General features: G+C 50.6%; 14 protein-coding genes. 4 read left to right on the forward strand and 10 right to left on the reverse strand.

Annotation, left to right across the window (positions count from 1 at the left end; translation table 11 throughout):
• Positions 1 to 59 precede the first annotated feature (59 nt).
• A complete protein-coding gene (locus ABWW03_RS05480; protein ID WP_353406871.1) occupies positions 60 to 1,334 on the forward strand; it encodes an O-acetylhomoserine aminocarboxypropyltransferase/cysteine synthase family protein in 1,275 nt (424 codons plus the stop codon).
• A 39-nt stretch (positions 1,335 to 1,373) separates the two neighbouring features.
• Positions 1,374 to 2,417 carry a mechanosensitive ion channel domain-containing protein gene (locus ABWW03_RS05485; protein ID WP_353406872.1) on the forward strand — a complete coding sequence of 348 codons (1,044 nt, stop codon included), beginning with the start codon at positions 1,374 to 1,376 and terminating at the stop codon, positions 2,415 to 2,417.
• A gap of 38 nt (positions 2,418 to 2,455) precedes the next feature.
• Here ABWW03_RS05485 and nhaD read toward each other — a convergent pair whose 3' ends face one another.
• The 7 genes from nhaD to ppk1 all read right to left on the reverse strand — a co-directional run bounded on the left by nhaD (position 2,456) and on the right by ppk1 (position 10,426).
• On the reverse strand, positions 2,456 to 3,700 hold the full coding sequence (nhaD, locus tag ABWW03_RS05490; protein WP_353406873.1) for a sodium:proton antiporter NhaD: 1,245 nt from the start codon (positions 3,698 to 3,700) through the stop codon (positions 2,456 to 2,458).
• 248 nt (positions 3,701 to 3,948) lie between these two features.
• Complete coding sequence (locus tag ABWW03_RS05495; RefSeq protein WP_353406874.1) at positions 3,949 to 4,746, reverse strand: mechanosensitive ion channel family protein; 798 nt, start codon at positions 4,744 to 4,746, stop codon at positions 3,949 to 3,951.
• 145 nt (positions 4,747 to 4,891) lie between these two features.
• Positions 4,892 to 5,569 (reverse strand): GTP cyclohydrolase I FolE, encoded by a 678-nt coding sequence (gene folE, locus ABWW03_RS05500; RefSeq protein ID WP_353406875.1) that lies wholly within the window; start codon positions 5,567 to 5,569, stop codon positions 4,892 to 4,894.
• Between the two features lie 8 nt (positions 5,570 to 5,577).
• Positions 5,578 to 5,943, reverse strand: coding sequence for a dihydroneopterin triphosphate 2'-epimerase (folX, locus tag ABWW03_RS05505; RefSeq protein ID WP_353406877.1), 366 nt, complete (start codon positions 5,941 to 5,943; stop codon positions 5,578 to 5,580).
• A 203-nt stretch (positions 5,944 to 6,146) separates the two neighbouring features.
• Positions 6,147 to 7,406: a transcription termination factor Rho gene (rho, locus tag ABWW03_RS05510; protein WP_353406879.1), complete on the reverse strand. Its 1,260-nt coding sequence runs from the start codon at positions 7,404 to 7,406 to the stop codon at positions 6,147 to 6,149.
• A 395-nt stretch (positions 7,407 to 7,801) separates the two neighbouring features.
• On the reverse strand, positions 7,802 to 8,125 hold the full coding sequence (trxA, locus tag ABWW03_RS05515) for a thioredoxin TrxA (protein ID WP_353406880.1): 324 nt from the start codon (positions 8,123 to 8,125) through the stop codon (positions 7,802 to 7,804).
• Positions 8,126 to 8,317: 192 nt separating this feature from the next.
• Entirely contained in the window at positions 8,318 to 10,426 is a 2,109-nt protein-coding gene (ppk1, locus tag ABWW03_RS05520) for a polyphosphate kinase 1 (RefSeq protein WP_353406881.1), read from the reverse strand.
• A gap of 200 nt (positions 10,427 to 10,626) precedes the next feature.
• On the opposite strand from ppk1, the gene ABWW03_RS05525 reads away from it, so the two are divergent.
• Both ABWW03_RS05525 and ABWW03_RS05530 read left to right on the forward strand, forming a co-directional pair.
• Entirely contained in the window at positions 10,627 to 11,286 is a 660-nt protein-coding gene (locus ABWW03_RS05525) for a TVP38/TMEM64 family protein (RefSeq protein WP_353406882.1), read from the forward strand.
• Positions 11,287 to 11,301: 15 nt separating this feature from the next.
• Positions 11,302 to 12,753: a dihydrolipoyl dehydrogenase family protein gene (locus ABWW03_RS05530; protein WP_353406883.1), complete on the forward strand. Its 1,452-nt coding sequence runs from the start codon at positions 11,302 to 11,304 to the stop codon at positions 12,751 to 12,753.
• Here the strand turns inward: ABWW03_RS05530 and ABWW03_RS05535 are convergent, their stop codons facing one another.
• The 3 genes from ABWW03_RS05535 to rdgB all read right to left on the reverse strand — a co-directional run bounded on the left by ABWW03_RS05535 (position 12,754) and on the right by rdgB (position 16,601).
• Positions 12,754 to 14,739, reverse strand: a complete 1,986-nt coding sequence (locus ABWW03_RS05535) for an ATP-binding protein (RefSeq protein ID WP_353406884.1) — start codon at positions 14,737 to 14,739, stop codon at positions 12,754 to 12,756.
• Positions 14,740 to 14,868: 129 nt separating this feature from the next.
• On the reverse strand, positions 14,869 to 16,002 hold the full coding sequence (hemW, locus tag ABWW03_RS05540) for a radical SAM family heme chaperone HemW (RefSeq protein ID WP_353406885.1): 1,134 nt from the start codon (positions 16,000 to 16,002) through the stop codon (positions 14,869 to 14,871).
• A complete protein-coding gene (gene rdgB / locus ABWW03_RS05545; RefSeq protein WP_353406886.1) occupies positions 15,999 to 16,601 on the reverse strand; it encodes an RdgB/HAM1 family non-canonical purine NTP pyrophosphatase in 603 nt (200 codons plus the stop codon). The genes hemW and rdgB overlap by 4 nt, the downstream gene beginning before the upstream one ends.
• Between the last annotated feature and the right edge of the window lie 39 nt (positions 16,602 to 16,640).

A 16,640-nucleotide genomic window follows, 5' to 3' on the forward strand; every position in this document is an offset into this window, starting at 1 on the left:
GGCGGCAGCAACAATCACAATAGAGGGCTATTCCAACAAAAAGTAAGCATGGAGTTTACATGAAGCCCGAAACCATAGCATTGCATGGCGGATATGAAGGTGATCCGACCACCCGTTCAGCGACCACACCGATTTATCAAACCACATCCTATACCTTTGACAGCACCCAGCACGGGGCGGACCTGTTCGACCTGAAAGTGCCGGGCAATATTTATACCCGCATTATGAATCCGACGACCGATGTGCTGGAAAAGCGCCTGGCTGCTTTGGAAGGTGGTATTGGTGCCCTGGCTCTGGCGTCAGGCATGGCAGCGATTCGTTATGCGATTGAAGCGATTGCTGAAGTGGGCAGTAACATTGTGAGCACCTCGCAATTGTATGGCGGCACATACAATTTATTTGCCCACACTTTTCCTCGCCAGGGAATCGAAACGCGCTTTGTGGATGCTGACAACTTCGATGCTATTGCGGGGCTGATTGATGACAACACCAAAGCCTTGTTCTGCGAGTCAATTGGCAATCCGGCAGGCAATGTGGTGGACCTGAAACGTTGGGCGGACATCGCGAATGCCCACGGTGTACCACTGATTGTGGACAACACGGTAGCCAGCCCAAGCTTGTGTCGTCCCTTTGAGTTGGGTGCACATATCGTGGTGCACTCCCTGACGAAATACATTGGCGGTCACGGCACCACGATTGGCGGTGCCATTGTGGATTCCGGTAAATTTGATTGGACGGCTCATAAAGAGCGCTTCCCGGTGATGAACACTCCGGACCCGTCTTATCACGGCGTAGTGTACACAGAGGCATTGGGTGAGGCGGCTTACATTGGTCGCTGTCGTGTGGTGCCTCTACGTAATACTGGGGCGGCGATTTCTCCACACAGTGCTTTCCTGATCATGCAGGGCTTGGAAACATTGTCTCTGCGCATGGAGCGTCATTGCGAAAATGCTCAGAAGGCGGCTGAATTTTTACAACAACACCCCGCCGTAAACTGGGTGAACTATGCAGGCTTGGTTGATAGTCCACACCATGCCAATTGCCAGGAAATTTGCGGCGGCCGTGCGTCGGGCATTCTGAGTTTTGGCATCAAAGGTGGTCGCGAAGCCGGTGGTAAATTTATTGATGCCCTGCAAATGATTTTACGTCTGGTGAACATTGGTGATGCCAAATCATTGGCCTGTCACCCGGCCAGCACGACCCACCGCCAGCTGTCGCCCGAAGAGTTGGCTTCGGCCGGTGTGAGTGAAGAAATGGTTCGCCTGTCGATTGGTATTGAACATATCGACGATATCATTGCAGATATCGACCAGGCTTTAAACGCCGCTCAGTAAATTAAGAGCCACTGAGAAGCACAGTAAAAGGATACGATTATGGCTAAACTGGAATCACTTTTAGCCCAACTTCCCAATTTACTTACGCCACTGCTGCCGTTGTTGGCGGTGGTGGCCATAGCCGGGCTTTTACTGTTTTATCTGAGCAAAAAAGGTCGTGAGCCCTCAGAAGGGGCTCGCTATCGAAGTCAGTGGATGACTTTGTTGGTGGTACTGGTGGCGCTGTGCGGCGTCATTATCGTTCTGCCGGTCAGTGATAGCTTGCAGGGAAATCTGCTCACCATGTTGGGTTTGCTGCTGACGGCAATCATTACACTGTCTTCAACGACGATCGCCGCCAATGCCATGGCCGGTTTGATGATTCGCTCTCTGGAGAACTTCAAGCCCGGTGACTTCATTCAAGTCAATAATTATTTTGGTCGGGTTACTGAGCAGGATTTATTTCACATTGAAATCCAAACGGAAGATCGGGATTTGCTCACCTTGCCGAATGTGTATGTCGCGGCCAATCCCGTCAAAGTGGTGCACGCCAGTGGTACGGTGGTGACGGCTGAAGTGACTCTGGGTTATGAATTGGATCATCACGCGATCGAAAAGCTACTGAAGGAAGCGGCCGTCGATGCGGGTTTGGAAGAGCCTTTTGTTTACGTTATGGACCTTGGTGATTTCTCGGTCTGCTATCGTGTGGCGGGGTTTTTACAGAACGTTCGCCAGTTGCTTTCCGCACGCAGTAAATTGCGTAAGCATATGTTGGACAGTTTGCATGGGGCTGGAGTAGAAATTGTTTCTCCTAACTTCATGAACCAGCGTCAAGTGGGTGAGCAAAGCTTTATTCCGCAACCTCGGTATCGTGCCAAGGTGGGTGACGAACCGGAGCCGGAAGCCATCGTATTTGACAAGGCCGAGCGCGCTCAATCCTTGCAGGAGTTGAAAGACGATTACGAGGAACTTAAGCAGGACTTGGCCAAGCTTGAAGCCGAGAGCGCAAAAGACGAGCAGAGTGAAAAACTCGAAAAAATGAGACGCCGAAAGAAAGCCATCCGACTGCTGATTCAACGTCTGGAAGATCGCAAAGAATCGTAATGAGACAACAGCTTCGCGATCGTTCGGGTGGCCCTATATCAAGCTATGACTTCCGCCAGTAAAAGCGTCATGACGTAACCCGCCGTATAGGCGCAAGCCAGAGCGGGAAAGTAACGCAGGTAACTCATAAAGCCCAGACGTTCAATCTTGCTCATAGCAATGATGCCGGCGGCCGATCCTATGGCTAACAGGGAGCCGCCGACCCCCACGGCGTAGGTGAGCCCAAGCCAGTTTTGTGTGTTCAAGTCCGGCGCGGCTTTTAACAGGGCCGCTGTCAGCGGCACATTGTCCAGCAGGGCAGAACCTGCCCCGGCAAGGTAGTTCGCATAGCGAGGATCGACGTTACGATACTGCTCGGCGAGCTTGCCCAGAATGCCGATCTCTTGCAGCATGCCCACCAGCAACAGAATTCCGAGAAAGAACAGTAAGGTGTCGTACTCAATTTCCCGTATGTATTCCAGAATGCGAGTTTGCTCGGCATCGGTTTTGATGCTGCGCCCAACCAAAAACATCAAGGACAGTCCACTCAAAAAGGTCAGTACTGGAGGCACGCCGTAGAGCAGATTCAACAGCATGGTCGCGCCGATGGTGCTGAAAAAGATTGTGGCAATGATGATATCAATGCGGTGAAAATGAGCGGAAACCAGACTGGCGGACACGCGTCCCTGAGCGCCAATACTGAGCAGTGTTGCCAACAATAAGACGCTGATGCTGGCGGGAATCAACAAGACGATCAGCTGTTGCATACTGAGGTGGCCGTCCAGGAAAATCATTAAGGTAGTGACATCACCCGTGATTAGCGCAACACCACCGGAGTTCACCGAAAAGACAACGAGAGTGGCGAGTTTGATTTGCTGCTTTGCCTCCAGTTTGAACGCCTGAAGCAACCCCAAGCTGACAAGCGTTGCTGTGACGTTGTCACAAATGGCGGACAGTAACAGCGCAAAGATGGCGACAACAAACATCAGGGTTCTTAGACCGAGTTCCTGAGGAACCACTTTTTGCACTAAGTTCTGGATCAAGCCCTTGGCATTTAAGTAAGCCACAAACGTCATGGTTGACATCAGAAACAACCACAGGGTGGCTATTTCCAGCAGATTTTCATTGAGTTGTTCCTGAACCTGTGCCGAGGCTTCCTTTGAATCAGCTGCAATAAACAGAATAAGCCAGGAGAGACAACCAAAGAACAGGGTGGTTTTGGCTTTGTTGATGTGAATCAAATCTTCAAAAACGATGCTCAACAGGGCCAATATGGCCAGGGCGATCAGACAATACTCTAACATTGTGCGTTCTCAATAGTCGGGTGGAACCAGGGCTAAGGTGTTTATGGACTATTGTTGTACCTCGGCAGGCTGCGCATAAAAACACAGATATTTTGCAGGGGCAATTAGTAAATAGTCGAAAGCTCAGAGAACGTATTTGAGAAGGCGAAGGGGGGTGTCTAGAGCGTGTCGAGAGGGCATGGTTTCTTGACACTGAAACCGGGAAACCCGAAGGGGCTTCCCGGAAATCTCAGCGACAAATCGACAACTTAAGCAACGTTGTGCATATGCACGTCTTGCTGTGGGTAAGGAATAGAAATGTCTTTGGCGTCGAAGGTTTTCTTCACCTGTTCCTGCATGGCGAAGAATACGCCCCAGTAATCGGCTGAGTTAACCCAAACACGTACGGTAAAGTTTACTGAGCTGTCTGCCAATTCAGCGACAACGATCAAGTGCGCCGGATCTTTCAGAATGCGCTCATCGGCGGCAATGATTTCTTCCAGAGCGGCACGGGCGCCATCAATATCATCGTCGTAACCAATACCAAAGCTCATGTCTACACGACGGGTCGCTTCGGTTGAATAGTTGGTGATGCTGCCATTGGAAATTGGACCGTTCGGAATAATGATGGTTTTGTTGTCACCGGTTTTCAAAATGGTATTGAAAATCTGGATCGATTGAACAACACCTGAGTGGCCCTGAGTCTCAATGAAATCGCCTACCTTGTATGGCTTGAACAAAATCAGCAACACACCACCCGCAAAGTTGGACAGGCTGCCTTGCAAAGCCAGACCTACGGCCAAACCAGCGGCACCCAATACGGCAATAAAGGAGGTGGTGGCAATGCCTACCATGGAAGCGACGCTGATGATCAGCAGAGCTTTCAAACCGATGCCGATGATACTGCTTAGAAAACGTTGCAGAGTGACGTCTAGTTCATTCTTCTCCATGGCTTTAACCGTCAGATTGACGACTTTACCAATTAACCACCAACCAACGATGAGAACAACAATCGCCAGGCCGATTTGCGGGGCCCAGGCGGCAACAAACTGGGAAACAGCGTCCATAAAAATCTCCTAATAAAATGGTCTGTTAAGTACAGCGAGTCCTAGCATAGCGCTAAGTTTCAGAGCTCGCCAGGGGATTTGGAAGAGTATATGGGGGCAGGCTGTACCCAAGCTTAAGACTGAGGTACAACCTGTAATGCTAGGATTAATTACTGAGGAATTCCGCGCGATAGGTTTTATCGTTTTTGAAACAACCGCCCAGGGCCATGGTGCTGGTTTGTGAGCTGCTGTCCATTACGCCGCGGGATTTTACGCAATAGTGGGTCGCTTCCATGCTCACTGCGACATTCTCGGTTGCCAACAGCGTTTGCAGTGCAATCAGCACTTGTTGGGTCAGCCGTTCCTGAACCTGAGGGCGCTGGGCAAAAAAGCGCACGATGCGATTGATCTTGGACAAGCCGATGATGGTGTCCCCAGGGATGTAAGCGACTTTGGCCGTACCATCGATGGTGACAAAGTGGTGTTCACAGGTGCTGGTCATATCGATATCGCGCACCTTGATCATCTCGTCCACAGCCATTTTGTTTTCGATCAGAGCGATCTTTGGAAACTGGCTGTAATCCAAACCGGCAAAAATTTCATGAACGTACATTTTGGCAATGCGGTGGGGTGTTTCCGCGAGGCTGTCGTCGTTTAAGTCCAGACCGAGAGTGCTGACCACATCGCCCATCAATTCCTTGATGCGCTGATATTTTTCCTCATTGCTCAGTTGGTTGGCGAGCATGGGAGTTTCCAGACCAGCTGCCACGAGGGCGGCTTGCACTTTTTGAGCTTCCGGACTAATGCCGTTTTCTGTGCTAATGGGGGCTATCGCTTTGTTCATGGTGTTTCCTAGGATTTATGGTAGCACAAGCTCAGAGCGACCGAATCGGCAAAGCGCAAAGCGTGGGGTTTATCAATGCAGACTTCAGCAAATTCAATGCTGGGGTGCTCACTGCATATTTCCAGTACATCGTTAACCAGCTTTTCGAGTAACAAAAACTGCCCTTGTTCGACATGCTGGATAATAGCCTTACAAATCGTTTTGTAATTCAGGGCGCTATCAACATCGTCACTGGCAATGGCCGGATTAGCCATATAGTGAATTTCGGCATTGATGATTACATCCTGATGCTTTTCTCTTTCTTCGGGATTAAAGCCGATAAGAGTTCGCAGGCGTAAGTTGCGTATATGTATTTTGGCTAAACGTGTTTTCATTGGTTCCCTTGACGCGTGTCCTTTGCCTTGGCACAGGACATTGCGCTTACCGCTTTTACGCCTTTGTGCAGCTACTCGATCATAGATGCTACACGCTAAGGGGAATAAATTCTATAAACCCCTGTATCTATGGGGCTTTGCCACTTTCGATACAAAAACGGCACCAAGTCAGGTGCCGTTAGTTTGCGTCGGGTTTTTAGCGCTTATTTGCGCTTCATCGACAGGAAGAATTCATCGTTGGTTTTGAAGTCTTTCAAGCGATCAACCAGGAATTCTGTGGCGGCGATATCTTCCATATCGTGCAGCAGCTTGCGCAGAATCCACACACGTTGCATCTCATCTTCTTTCATCAACAAATCTTCGCGACGAGTGCCCGAGCGACGCACATTGATGGCCGGGTAAACGCGTTTTTCAGCGACTTTGCGATCCAGGTGTAATTCCTGGTTACCGGTACCTTTAAATTCTTCGTAGATAACTTCGTCCATTTTGGAACCCGTGTCGATCAGGGCTGTTGCAACGATGGACAAGCTGCCACCTTCTTCAATGTTACGTGCGGCACCGAAGAAACGTTTTGGGCGCTCCAGGGCGTGGGCGTCAACACCACCGGTAAGTACTTTACCGGAGCTTGGGATTACGGTGTTGTAGGCGCGCGCCAAACGAGTGATAGAGTCGAGTAGGATCACAACGTCTTTTTTGTGCTCAACCAGGCGCTTGGCTTTTTCAATCACCATTTCCGCAACTTGTACGTGACGTGACGGCGGCTCATCGAATGTAGAGGCAACCACTTCACCGCGCACAGAGCGCTGCATCTCGGTCACTTCTTCCGGGCGCTCATCAATCAGCAATACGATCAGATGCACCTCAGGATTGTTGCGAGTAATCGCTTGGGCGATGTTCTGCATCATGATGGTTTTACCGGCCTTCGGAGGTGCAACGATCAAGCCGCGCTGGCCCTTACCGATAGGGGCAACCAAATCAATGATTCGACCGGTCAGATCTTCTGTTGAACCGTTACCGGCTTCCAGGTGCAAACGGTCATCCGGAAATAGTGGTGTCAGGTTTTCAAAGAGGATCTTGTTCTTGGAGTTCTCTGGCTTATCAAAATTGATTTGGCCAACTTTTAACAGGGCAAAATAGCGCTCGCCTTCTTTCGGAGGGCGAATCTTCCCGGCAATGGTGTCACCCGTGCGCAGATTGAAGCGTCGAATTTGGCTCGGTGAAACGTAGATGTCATCGGGGCCTGCCAAGTAGGAAGAGTCTGCCGAGCGCAGAAAACCAAAACCGTCTTGTAGGATCTCAAGTACGCCGTCTCCGTAGATGTCTTCACCGCTTTTGGCGTGACGCTTGAGAATGTTAAAAATAATGTCCTGCTTGCGGGAGCGGCCGACATTGTCTAGGCCAACGTCTTTTGCAATATTCAGCAGTTCTTCAATGGGTTTGGTTTTTAGGTCTGTTAAATTCATAGAATTAGAATTGGAAAAAGAAGGCCGAGAGAAGTGGCCAGTGGTGAGTGAACGTTATGTTTGGATCAATATAACTGTAAATTTCTAACCTTTGAGCTTAAACGCGCTCAAATTCAAGGAATATAGGGTGCAGGCTTTCGGGGCTATCGTTGTTGTTACCGCTCTACCAGCGTGCGCGAATACTGTAATAAATAGGGCAATGGCAATGTTCCATTGAATCAGCACAGGTTAATCGAAAGGAATAAAAGAAACCGTTCGTTGAGTCTAATAAATAGCTAACTGTGGAGAATCTATTGGGAAGATCAGCCGCGAAACGCGCTTAATAGGCAGGATTATAGCGCACTTTTGGCCCCTTGCAAGGCTTCGGCGGCCGGGAAGGCCGCCGATTGACCAAATTACAGGCTACCGTCGATGAATTCGACCAGCTGGGTTTTGGACAATGCACCCACTTTCATGGAGTCCATATTGCCACCCTTGAAGATCATCAGAGTGGGAATACCGCGGATATTGAACTTCGCAGGCGTTTCTTTGTTCGCATCAACATCCATTTTGCAGATTTTGATTTTGTCACCGTAATCGCTGGACAGCTCGTCCAGAACAGGAGCGATCATCTTACAAGGGCCGCACCACTCTGCCCAAAAATCAACCAGTACTGGGCCTTCGGCTTGTAAAACATCGGCTTCAAAGCTGCTGTCGGTTACGTGAACAATGCTACTCATGGGGATTCTCCGAAAATGAGGCGTGGCATTTGGCTGCCAGCGAAAATTTAGCGTAATCATAAGGATTGGCTGGCGATGAGACAAGAGCTGTTATGGTCCTGCTGAGTCAATTGCGGCATAAGCTTAGAGCCTGCTATCAGGCTCCGCCACCCGAAATACGGGCTTGGCACCGCATGACACGGTGCTTTGCCGTTACAATTGCCCCAGTAATTCCAGCAGTAGCTGTTGTTGGGGTTTGTCTTCGGAATCCTGCTTGGGATGCGGTGGAAGGTAGTTGCCTTCTGCGTTCAATTCCCAACGCCCGAGCTCACTGTCGATATAGCCCTTCAGCTCGCCGATGATGCGTTTGGCGAGGTTGGGTTTGGCAATCGGAAAGCAGGTTTCCACCCGACGGTTCAGGTTTCGTTCCATCAGGTCAGCGCTGGCGCAGTACACTTGCGGCTTGGCATTGGCAAAGTAGTAAGCGCGGGTGTGCTCGAGAAAGCGGCCGATAATGGAGTAGACCCGAATGTGTTCGGAAACGCCGGGCAGCCCAGGGCGCAGACTGCACATGCCCCGAATCACCAAATCCACCTTGACCCCGGCTTGTGAGGCGCGATACAGAGCTTGAACCACTTTGGGTTCGGTAAGGCCGTTGGCCTTCAGAATGATATGGCCATCCTTGCCTTTATTGCAGGCCTCGATTTCATCATCGATCAGCTTAAGCAGCTGTTTTTTCAAAGTGAACGGCGCATGCAAAAGATGATTGGAACGCTCGGTTTTGCCCATGCCGGTGAGCATCTGGAAAACCTTGTGCACATCCTCGCCGAGTTCCGGGTTCGCAGATAGCAATGAGTAATCGGTGTACAGGCGGGCATTGCCGCTGTGGTAGTTGCCGGTGCCCAAATGAATGTAGCGTTTTAGCTTGTCGCCTTCCTTGCGCACGATCAGCAGCATTTTGGCGTGGGTCTTATAGCCCACGACACCGTATACCACCACGGCACCCGCTTCTTGGAGTCGACTGGCCAGCTCCAGGTTTTCCTCTTCGTCGAAGCGAGCGCGCAGTTCTACCACAGCCGTCACTTCCTTACCGTGGCGAGCGGCCTCAATTAAGGCATCGACCATAGGGCTTTGGTCGCCGGTGCGATAAAGCGTCTGTTTGATAGCCACGACGTTCGGGTCTTTGGCGGCCTGCCGCAGCAGGTCCACTACAGGATTAAAGGATTCAAACGGGTGCAACAGCAACTGGTCTTTGCTGGTCAAGGCCCCGAAAAGGTTATCTTTTCGGGTTAAGCCCTTGGGCAGGCCGGGTGCGAAATCCGGATAGAGGAGGTCTGGGCGGTTGACCATGCCGGGCACGCTCATCATGCGCTTGAGGTTTACCGGGCCGTTGACGCGGTAGAGCTCATCATCGCTCAAGCCGATTTCCTTCTGCAGGAAATCGACCATTGCATCTGGACAGTTGTCGGCGACTTCCAAGCGCACCGCGTTACCAAAGCGGCGGGAGTGCAATTCGCCGCGCAGGGCGCGGGCCAGATCCTCAACGCCTTCGGTGTCTACATCCAGATCGGCATTGCGGGTAATTCGAAACTGATAGCAGCCTTTGACCTGCATACCTGGAAACAGCTCTTCGGCATGGGCATGAATCATCGACGACAGAAACACAAAATTATCGCCAGGCTCGCACAGCTCATCGGGCAACCGCACCAGGCGGGGCAGTGAGCGCGGTGCCGGCACAATCGCAAGACCCGATTCCCGGCCAAAGGCGTCCTTCCCGTCCAGCTCAACAATAAAATTCAGGCTCTTGTTGACCAGCCTGGGAAAAGGGTGGGCGTGATCCAGGCCGATTGGGCTGACCACGGGCAGCACTTGCTTATGGACAAAATCCGCAATCCATTCGGCCTGGGCTTCGGTCCATTGGTGGCGACGGAGGAAGCGAATATTTTCCTGTTCCATGGCGGGAATCAGAATGTGATTGAGGGTATCGTACTGCAGCTGTACGGTGGCGTGGCACTCTTCGGCCAACTGATCCAGAATCTGCTGGGGCAGGAGACCATCGGGGCCCGGGTTGTCTCGCCCTAACTTGAGGCGTTGGTGCAGACCCGCAACGCGAATCTCAAAAAACTCGTCAAGATTGGAACTGAAAATCAGTAGAAACTTGAGCCGTTCCAGCAATGGATGGCTGTCATCCAGTGCCTGGGCCAGGACCCGCTGATTAAACTTCAAATGACTGAGTTCACGATTGATGTAATACTCGGGAGCGCTGATATCAATATCGTTAGAGCTTTCCGACGGGCTCTTGTTGCTGGTGTTGCTAGGCATAGTGGGTCTTTCTTTGCTGTTATTTCAAGTTCGCGGTGGCTACCTGAAACGCTTTTTTTGCTTTGGCGTAGCGTAGGAGTATAGCCCTGGCAGAGATTGTTACAATAATATGCGAGGTCTGTGACACTTTTATGTGATTTACAACTTAAGCTGTTGGGCAGTTAATGTATTGCCGCCAGTGGGTATTTAAGGATTCTGACATGATCAAAAAAATCGCCATTCTCGCGGTGCTGATAATCGCCATTGCCGCCTTTTACCTGAATGGGGGTGAACAGTATCTCTCATTGGACTTTTTCAAACAGCTGGTTGCAGAGCAGCCTCTGAAGGCCGGCTTGTTGTTTTTCCTGATTTATGTCGGAGTAACCGCGGCATCTCTACCGGGGGCGGCCATTATGACTCTCATTGCCGGCGCGGTATTTGGGTTCTCCTGGGGCTTGCTGCTGGTGTCTTTCGCCAGCAGTATTGGCGCCACACTGGCCTTCCTGATTTCTCGCAGCCTTCTTGGTGACTGGGTGCAGGGTAAGTTTGGTGATCATTTGAAAACGGTTAATGAAGGCCTGGAAAAAGAAGGGGGCTTTTATTTGTTCACGTTGCGACTGATCCCTGTGATTCCGTTTTTTGTGATTAATTTGGTGTTCGGCCTGAGTCGTATTAAAACCTGGACATTTTACTGGGTGAGTCAATTGGGAATGTTGGCAGGCACGGCGGTTTATGTGAATGCAGGTGCCCAGCTGGCCACGGTTGAAGAGTTGAGTGTGTCCGGCGTACTGACACCACAGATTATTTTGGCTTTTGTTCTTCTGGGTGTTTTTCCCTGGTTGGCGAAAGCGTTACTGAAAGCACTGCGCAAAGACAGTTAAGCACGGGTTCTGTTTATGTTTTCCAAGAAAAAGTATGACACTAATATTGTGGTTATCGGTGCTGGCAGCGCTGGACTGATTTCCGCGAATATCGCCGCTACGCTGAATGCCAAGGTGACATTGATTGAGCGTCACAAGATGGGTGGTGATTGCCTCAATACCGGTTGCGTGCCAAGTAAGACTCTATTGCGTTCGGCTAAAATTCGACATTTGATTTCCGAATCCGATCGCTTCGGTTTGACGGTCTCCGAGGCCTCTGTGGACTTCCCTGCCGTGATGGGAAGAGTGCAGTCGGTGATCAAACATATTGAACCCAATGATTCGATTGAGCGGTACACCTCATTGGGTGTGGACTGCGTGACCGGTGATGCGACCTTGGTCTCACCGGAAGAAGTGCTGGTCAACGATCAAAAAATTCGTGCGCGTCACATTATCCTTGCCATGGGGGCAAGGCCCTTTGTTCCCGATATCCCGGGATTGGAAAATATTCAGTACCTGACCTCCGATAATATATGGGAATTGGAAACCTTGCCTGAATCTATGTTGGTGATGGGATCAGGCGCTATTGCGTGTGAAATGACTCAGGCTTTTTCCCGATTGGGAACCAAGGTCAGTATGGTGCAGCGCTCATCGTCGATCTTGAATAAAGAGGAACCCGAAGCGGGCGAGTTCATGTTGAAGACTTTTCAGGATGAAGGGGTTGATGTCAAACTCAATACCCGTATCAGTGAAGTGCGCGCGGCTGAGGGGGGAAGCGTTGATGTGCTTTTGCGTACGGCTGACGGTGACGAACACTGGGAAAACTTCGGACATGTATTGCTGGCTGTTGGCCGCCAAGCCAATACCCGAGGCATGGGCTTGGAAGAGGTGGGTGTCGAGCTCAATGAAGATGGCACCGTGAAAGTGGATGAGTATCTCCGCAGCAGCCATAAGAATATTCTTGCCTGTGGCGATGTGGCCGGACCCTATCAATTTACTCATATGGCATCTCATCAGGCTTGGTATGCCACGGTGAATGCTTTATTTGGTTTTGTGAAAAAGTTTAAGGTCGATTACCGAATTGTTCCCAAGGCGGTGTTTACCGATCCAGAAATCGCTTCGGTTGGTAAACTGGAATCCGAGTTGGCAGCGGCGTCAATTCCCTATGAGGTCATTAACTTCCCTCTGGATGATATGGATCGAGCGCTTGCTGAAGGAGAGGCCAAGGGTTTTATCAAAGTGTTGACTAAAGCCGGTAGTGACAAGATTCTGGGTGTGACGATTGTGGGTGCACACGCAGCTGAATTGCTGACTGAATTTGTAAACGCGATGAAAAATGGCCAGGGCTTGAATCATATTCTGGGTACGATTCATATCTACCCAAGCTTCAGTGAGGCGAACAAATACCTGGCGGGACAATGGAAGCGTAAGCATGCACCCCAGTGGGCGTTGCGCATATTGAAAAAGTTACACGCCTGGCGTCGTTGATCAAGACGAAGCGTTGTTTTTCATTTCGTCTATTCCAATGCGGTGAAACAATTCTGAGAAGGCTTGAATGGTCAAAGGCTTGCTTAAGTGGTCATTGATGCCTTCTCGGTAAGCATTGTCGGTGTGTTCACCTTTGTCGTGTGCAGTGATTGCAATAATCTGGCAGTTGGCCAATTGCCGCTTACGTTCAATGTCCCGAATCATTTGGGTGGCTTTGATGCCGTCCATGACGGGCATTTCGATGTCCATTAAGATCAAGGGAAATTTCCCGGGATACAATTCAAAAAGTTCGACCGCTTCCAGTCCATTTTTGGCGACCACAGGTTCGACATTAAATTTTGAGAGTATTTTCTGTGCAACGATAATGTTCACACTATTGTCGTCCACCAGCATAACATTTAAACCATCTCGGGCCTGGGGTAACTGGCGTGATTGATCAGGACCCTGTTGGTCGACTGTGTATTGGCTGTCGCCGTTAGTGGTGTGCTCTACCTGCACATTAAGTTGGAAGGTAAACCAAAAGGTTGAACCTTCACCGAGCGTGCTTTCTACGCCGATATGACCGTGGGCAAATTCCACCAGGCGTTTGCAAATGGCCAAGCCGAGGCCTGAGCCACCGTACTGACGGGTAGTGCTGTTGTCGGCCTGGTTGAAGGGTGTGAAAAGGTTGGTGATGGCATTTTCCTCAATGCCAATGCCGGTGTCTTTTACCGAGAATCGAATCAGAACTTGTCGATCGATACTTTCTTCCAGCGAAACAGATAAGCGAACTTCCCCCTGTTGGGTAAACTTAATGGAGTTGCTCAAGAGATTGACAAGAACTTGGCGCAGCCGAGTTGGGTCGCCAACCACATTTTGAGGGACCGAAGGCTCGATATTTAAATGAAATCCCAAGTTTTTTTGTCGAGCCTGACCGATGTAAATCTGATTGCAATCATTAAGCAGGCTGTGCAAATCAAAAGGGTGGGTCTCAAAGGCGACTTTGTTGGCCTCGATTTTCGAGTAGTCAAGGACATCATTCAATATGTGGATCAGGGAATCTCCAGAGCGTCGCATAATGTTTACATAATGCAACTGGGTTTCATTTAAGTCTGTATCGCTCAACAGTTCGGTCATGCCGATGATGCCATTCATGGGTGTGCGGATCTCATGGCTCATCGCAGCCAGAAAAAAGCTCTTTGCCTGGCTTGCATGTTCAGCTTCCTGCTGCTGTTTGATGGAGTCTAATTTTTGTTGCTGTTCTTGTACCAGTTGTTGGGACATGGTGCGGCGCATTTCAATGTCGCGCAGCAGGCTGGTGCGCATAATATTAAACCCCCGAACCACATTGCCCAATTCATCATTGTGTTCGCCTTCGCGTTCCAGCTGGAGAGGTTCATTCAAATTTCGTAAAGACAGCTTGCTGGCATAATTGGCGATGTGAGCGAGATGGCGGGTGAAGAGGCTGCGAATCAGTAGAAAGATCGCGAGCGAAACCAGCAATGATTTGGTGAATTGGGCCAAAGCGATAAAGCGGGTGCGTTGCCAGAGTTTGTCATACACGCCGTCAAGGCTGATCAGTAAGGTCAGGTCACCCAGATGCTGCTCTTTGGTGTTGAGGTCTTTGTAAATCAGCGGGTAGACGCGCGTCATATGGCGCTCGCCAATGGCTTCATTTTGATCCACCGCGGTGATGGCTCTCGGGTGATCATCCCAGTTGGTCCAGTTGACCGTAACCTGGACAACGTCGTTGACATCGAGCATGCCGTGAACCTGAAGACGCAATTGTTCTTCATCGAAATTCCAGAGGCTTTTGGTGACGCTGGGCAACGTGCTAAGGCGGATTTGCTCCATACGCAATTCCAGATCGGCGAGGTCCTCGTTAAAGGAAGCGCGTAGTTGCAACACGACAGCAACCAGTGTGATGCCTGAGCTGATCAGAAGAATCCACGCCAACAGTTTCACTGTGAGCGAATGGTGTGTTGCACTGCCGTTGAAATCCCACATAGTATTAATGAGCCCGCCGCTTCTTGGGTTTGTTTTATTGTCGGCTGCCGGGAAAGCCTTTACAGATTAGTCGACCTGCGCCCATATGCCAAGCATAGGCCAGATCGGGTCTGTGTGAGTTTGTATAGACTAGTCCGGCATAAAAGCGGCAATGGTGTTGTTCAGAAAGCGCTGCCCAAGCTCGGTTGTTTGCAGTTGCCCATTGCTGAGGACAATCAAATTTTGAGTTTCCAGCTGCTCAAGTGGGCCGCGAATGGCAGAGAGCGGCAGGAAGGTTCGTTGTTCGAACAGTGACAGGTCAACTGAACCGGTCAGGCGCAGGGCATTCATCATAAATTCCAGGGCCAGTTGATCGCCTTCAATAACCTCATGGCCAGCAGTGAAGTGCTTGTTCTCGTCCATATAGTGAGCGGGCAGGCGGGTTTTCCAGAAACGATGGACTTGCCCTTCGCGAGTGATTTTGCTGTGGGCTCCGGCGCCGAGTCCCAAATAGTCTCCAAACTGCCAGTAATTTACATTGTGGCGACTTTGCTTGCCTCGGCTGTACGCCGATACTTCATATTGTGCAAAACCGTGTTCAGCCAGAAAGTTTTGCCCCTGCCATTGAATCTCGGCGAGATCATCATCAATAGGCAGCTGGGGTGGGCGTTTGAAATATTCGGTATTCGGTTCAATGGTGAGCTGATACCAGGACAGGTGTTCGGGCTTCAGGTCGATGGCGCGTTGCAAATCGGCTTTGGCGGCGGCCACACTTTGTTGCGGCAGGCCATGCATCAAATCGAGATTCACATTGTCGAAGCCCGCTTGTCGAGCCATGTCCATGGCTTTCTCTGCCTGTTCGGCTGAGTGAATTCGGCCCAGGGCTTTCAATTGTTCATTGCCAAAACTTTGCACACCAATCGACAGGCGATTAATACCAGCTTGACGATACCCCTTAAACCGTTGTTGTTCCGCAGTGCCTGGGTTGGCTTCCATTGTGACTTCAATGTCGTCGCTGAAGGGGATGTGGGCTTCGATCTGGCTGAGTATTTTTTCGAAGGCCGCCGGGCTGAATAGACTCGGAGTACCGCCGCCGATAAAGATGGATTGCAAGGGACGGTCTTGTACCCATTCAAGGCTTTGCTTCAAGTCCTTGATCAGCTCTTCGCAATAGGCCGCTTCGGGTAATTCTTCTTCCGCCCGATGAGAGTTGAAGTCACAGTAAGGGCATTTGCGCACACACCAGGGAACATGGAGGTACATCGAAAGAGGAGGTGTATTCACCGATGAGCTTCCATGGCATTCATGAGCAGCGCCAAGGCCTGGCCGCGATGACTGATTTTATTTTTAAGCGCACGATCCAGTTCGGCTGAGCTGCATTGTTGCGCTTCCAGCCAAAACAGTGGGTCGTAACCAAAGCCTTGCTCTCCCCGGGGTGCATGCAGAATGCGTCCTTCCCAGCTGGCATGGCATATCAACGGAGTGGGGTCTTTTTTATGGCGCATATAAACCAGCACACAATGAAAACGGGCGCTACGCTCTGCATCCGATAATCCCTGGAGCTTTTCCAGTAACAATTCATTATTGCGTTGATCGTTTGCGTTCGCTCCGCTGAAACGGGCGGAATAAATACCCGGAGCGCCCTGGAGTGCGTCCACTTCCAATCCAGAATCGTCCGAGATTGCAGGCATGCCGGTAATTGCGCAAGCGTGGCGTGCTTTGATGATGGCGTTTTCGACAAAGCTCAGGCCGGTTTCTTCGGCGTCTTCGACACCCAGGTCACGCTGGGGTTTGATGCGGATGTCCAGAGGAGAAAACAGAGCCTGGAATTCTTTCAGCTTGCCCTGATTATTGCTGGCAAGGACTATGGTTTTATCATTCATGGTGGTCTGCTTGTTATCACGAAGTTTGACTGGTGGCTC

The sequence above is a fragment of the Pseudoteredinibacter isoporae genome, from assembly GCF_040372805.1.
Taxonomy (GTDB): domain Bacteria; phylum Pseudomonadota; class Gammaproteobacteria; order Pseudomonadales; family Cellvibrionaceae; genus Pseudoteredinibacter; species Pseudoteredinibacter isoporae_A.

What these genes read in the sequence shown, in the direction of transcription:
- trxA (WP_353406880.1), bottom strand. Translation starts at nt 8,125, where the DNA reads ATGAGTAGCATTGTTCACGTAACCGACAGCAGCTTTGAAGCCGATGTT.
- ABWW03_RS05495 (WP_353406874.1), bottom strand. Translation starts at nt 4,746, where the DNA reads ATGGACGCTGTTTCCCAGTTTGTTGCCGCCTGGGCCCCGCAAATCGGC.
- folE (WP_353406875.1), bottom strand. Translation starts at nt 5,569, where the DNA reads ATGAACAAAGCGATAGCCCCCATTAGCACAGAAAACGGCATTAGTCCG.
- ABWW03_RS05525 (WP_353406882.1), top strand. Translation starts at nt 10,627, where the DNA reads ATGATCAAAAAAATCGCCATTCTCGCGGTGCTGATAATCGCCATTGCC.
- ABWW03_RS05530 (WP_353406883.1), top strand. Translation starts at nt 11,302, where the DNA reads ATGTTTTCCAAGAAAAAGTATGACACTAATATTGTGGTTATCGGTGCT.
- nhaD (WP_353406873.1), bottom strand. Translation starts at nt 3,700, where the DNA reads ATGTTAGAGTATTGTCTGATCGCCCTGGCCATATTGGCCCTGTTGAGC.
- ppk1 (WP_353406881.1), bottom strand. Translation starts at nt 10,426, where the DNA reads ATGCCTAGCAACACCAGCAACAAGAGCCCGTCGGAAAGCTCTAACGAT.
- rho (WP_353406879.1), bottom strand. Translation starts at nt 7,406, where the DNA reads ATGAATTTAACAGACCTAAAAACCAAACCCATTGAAGAACTGCTGAAT.
- ABWW03_RS05485 (WP_353406872.1), top strand. Translation starts at nt 1,374, where the DNA reads ATGGCTAAACTGGAATCACTTTTAGCCCAACTTCCCAATTTACTTACG.
- folX (WP_353406877.1), bottom strand. Translation starts at nt 5,943, where the DNA reads ATGAAAACACGTTTAGCCAAAATACATATACGCAACTTACGCCTGCGA.
- ABWW03_RS05480 (WP_353406871.1), top strand. Translation starts at nt 60, where the DNA reads ATGAAGCCCGAAACCATAGCATTGCATGGCGGATATGAAGGTGATCCG.
- rdgB (WP_353406886.1), bottom strand. Translation starts at nt 16,601, where the DNA reads ATGAATGATAAAACCATAGTCCTTGCCAGCAATAATCAGGGCAAGCTG.
- ABWW03_RS05535 (WP_353406884.1), bottom strand. Translation starts at nt 14,739, where the DNA reads ATGTGGGATTTCAACGGCAGTGCAACACACCATTCGCTCACAGTGAAA.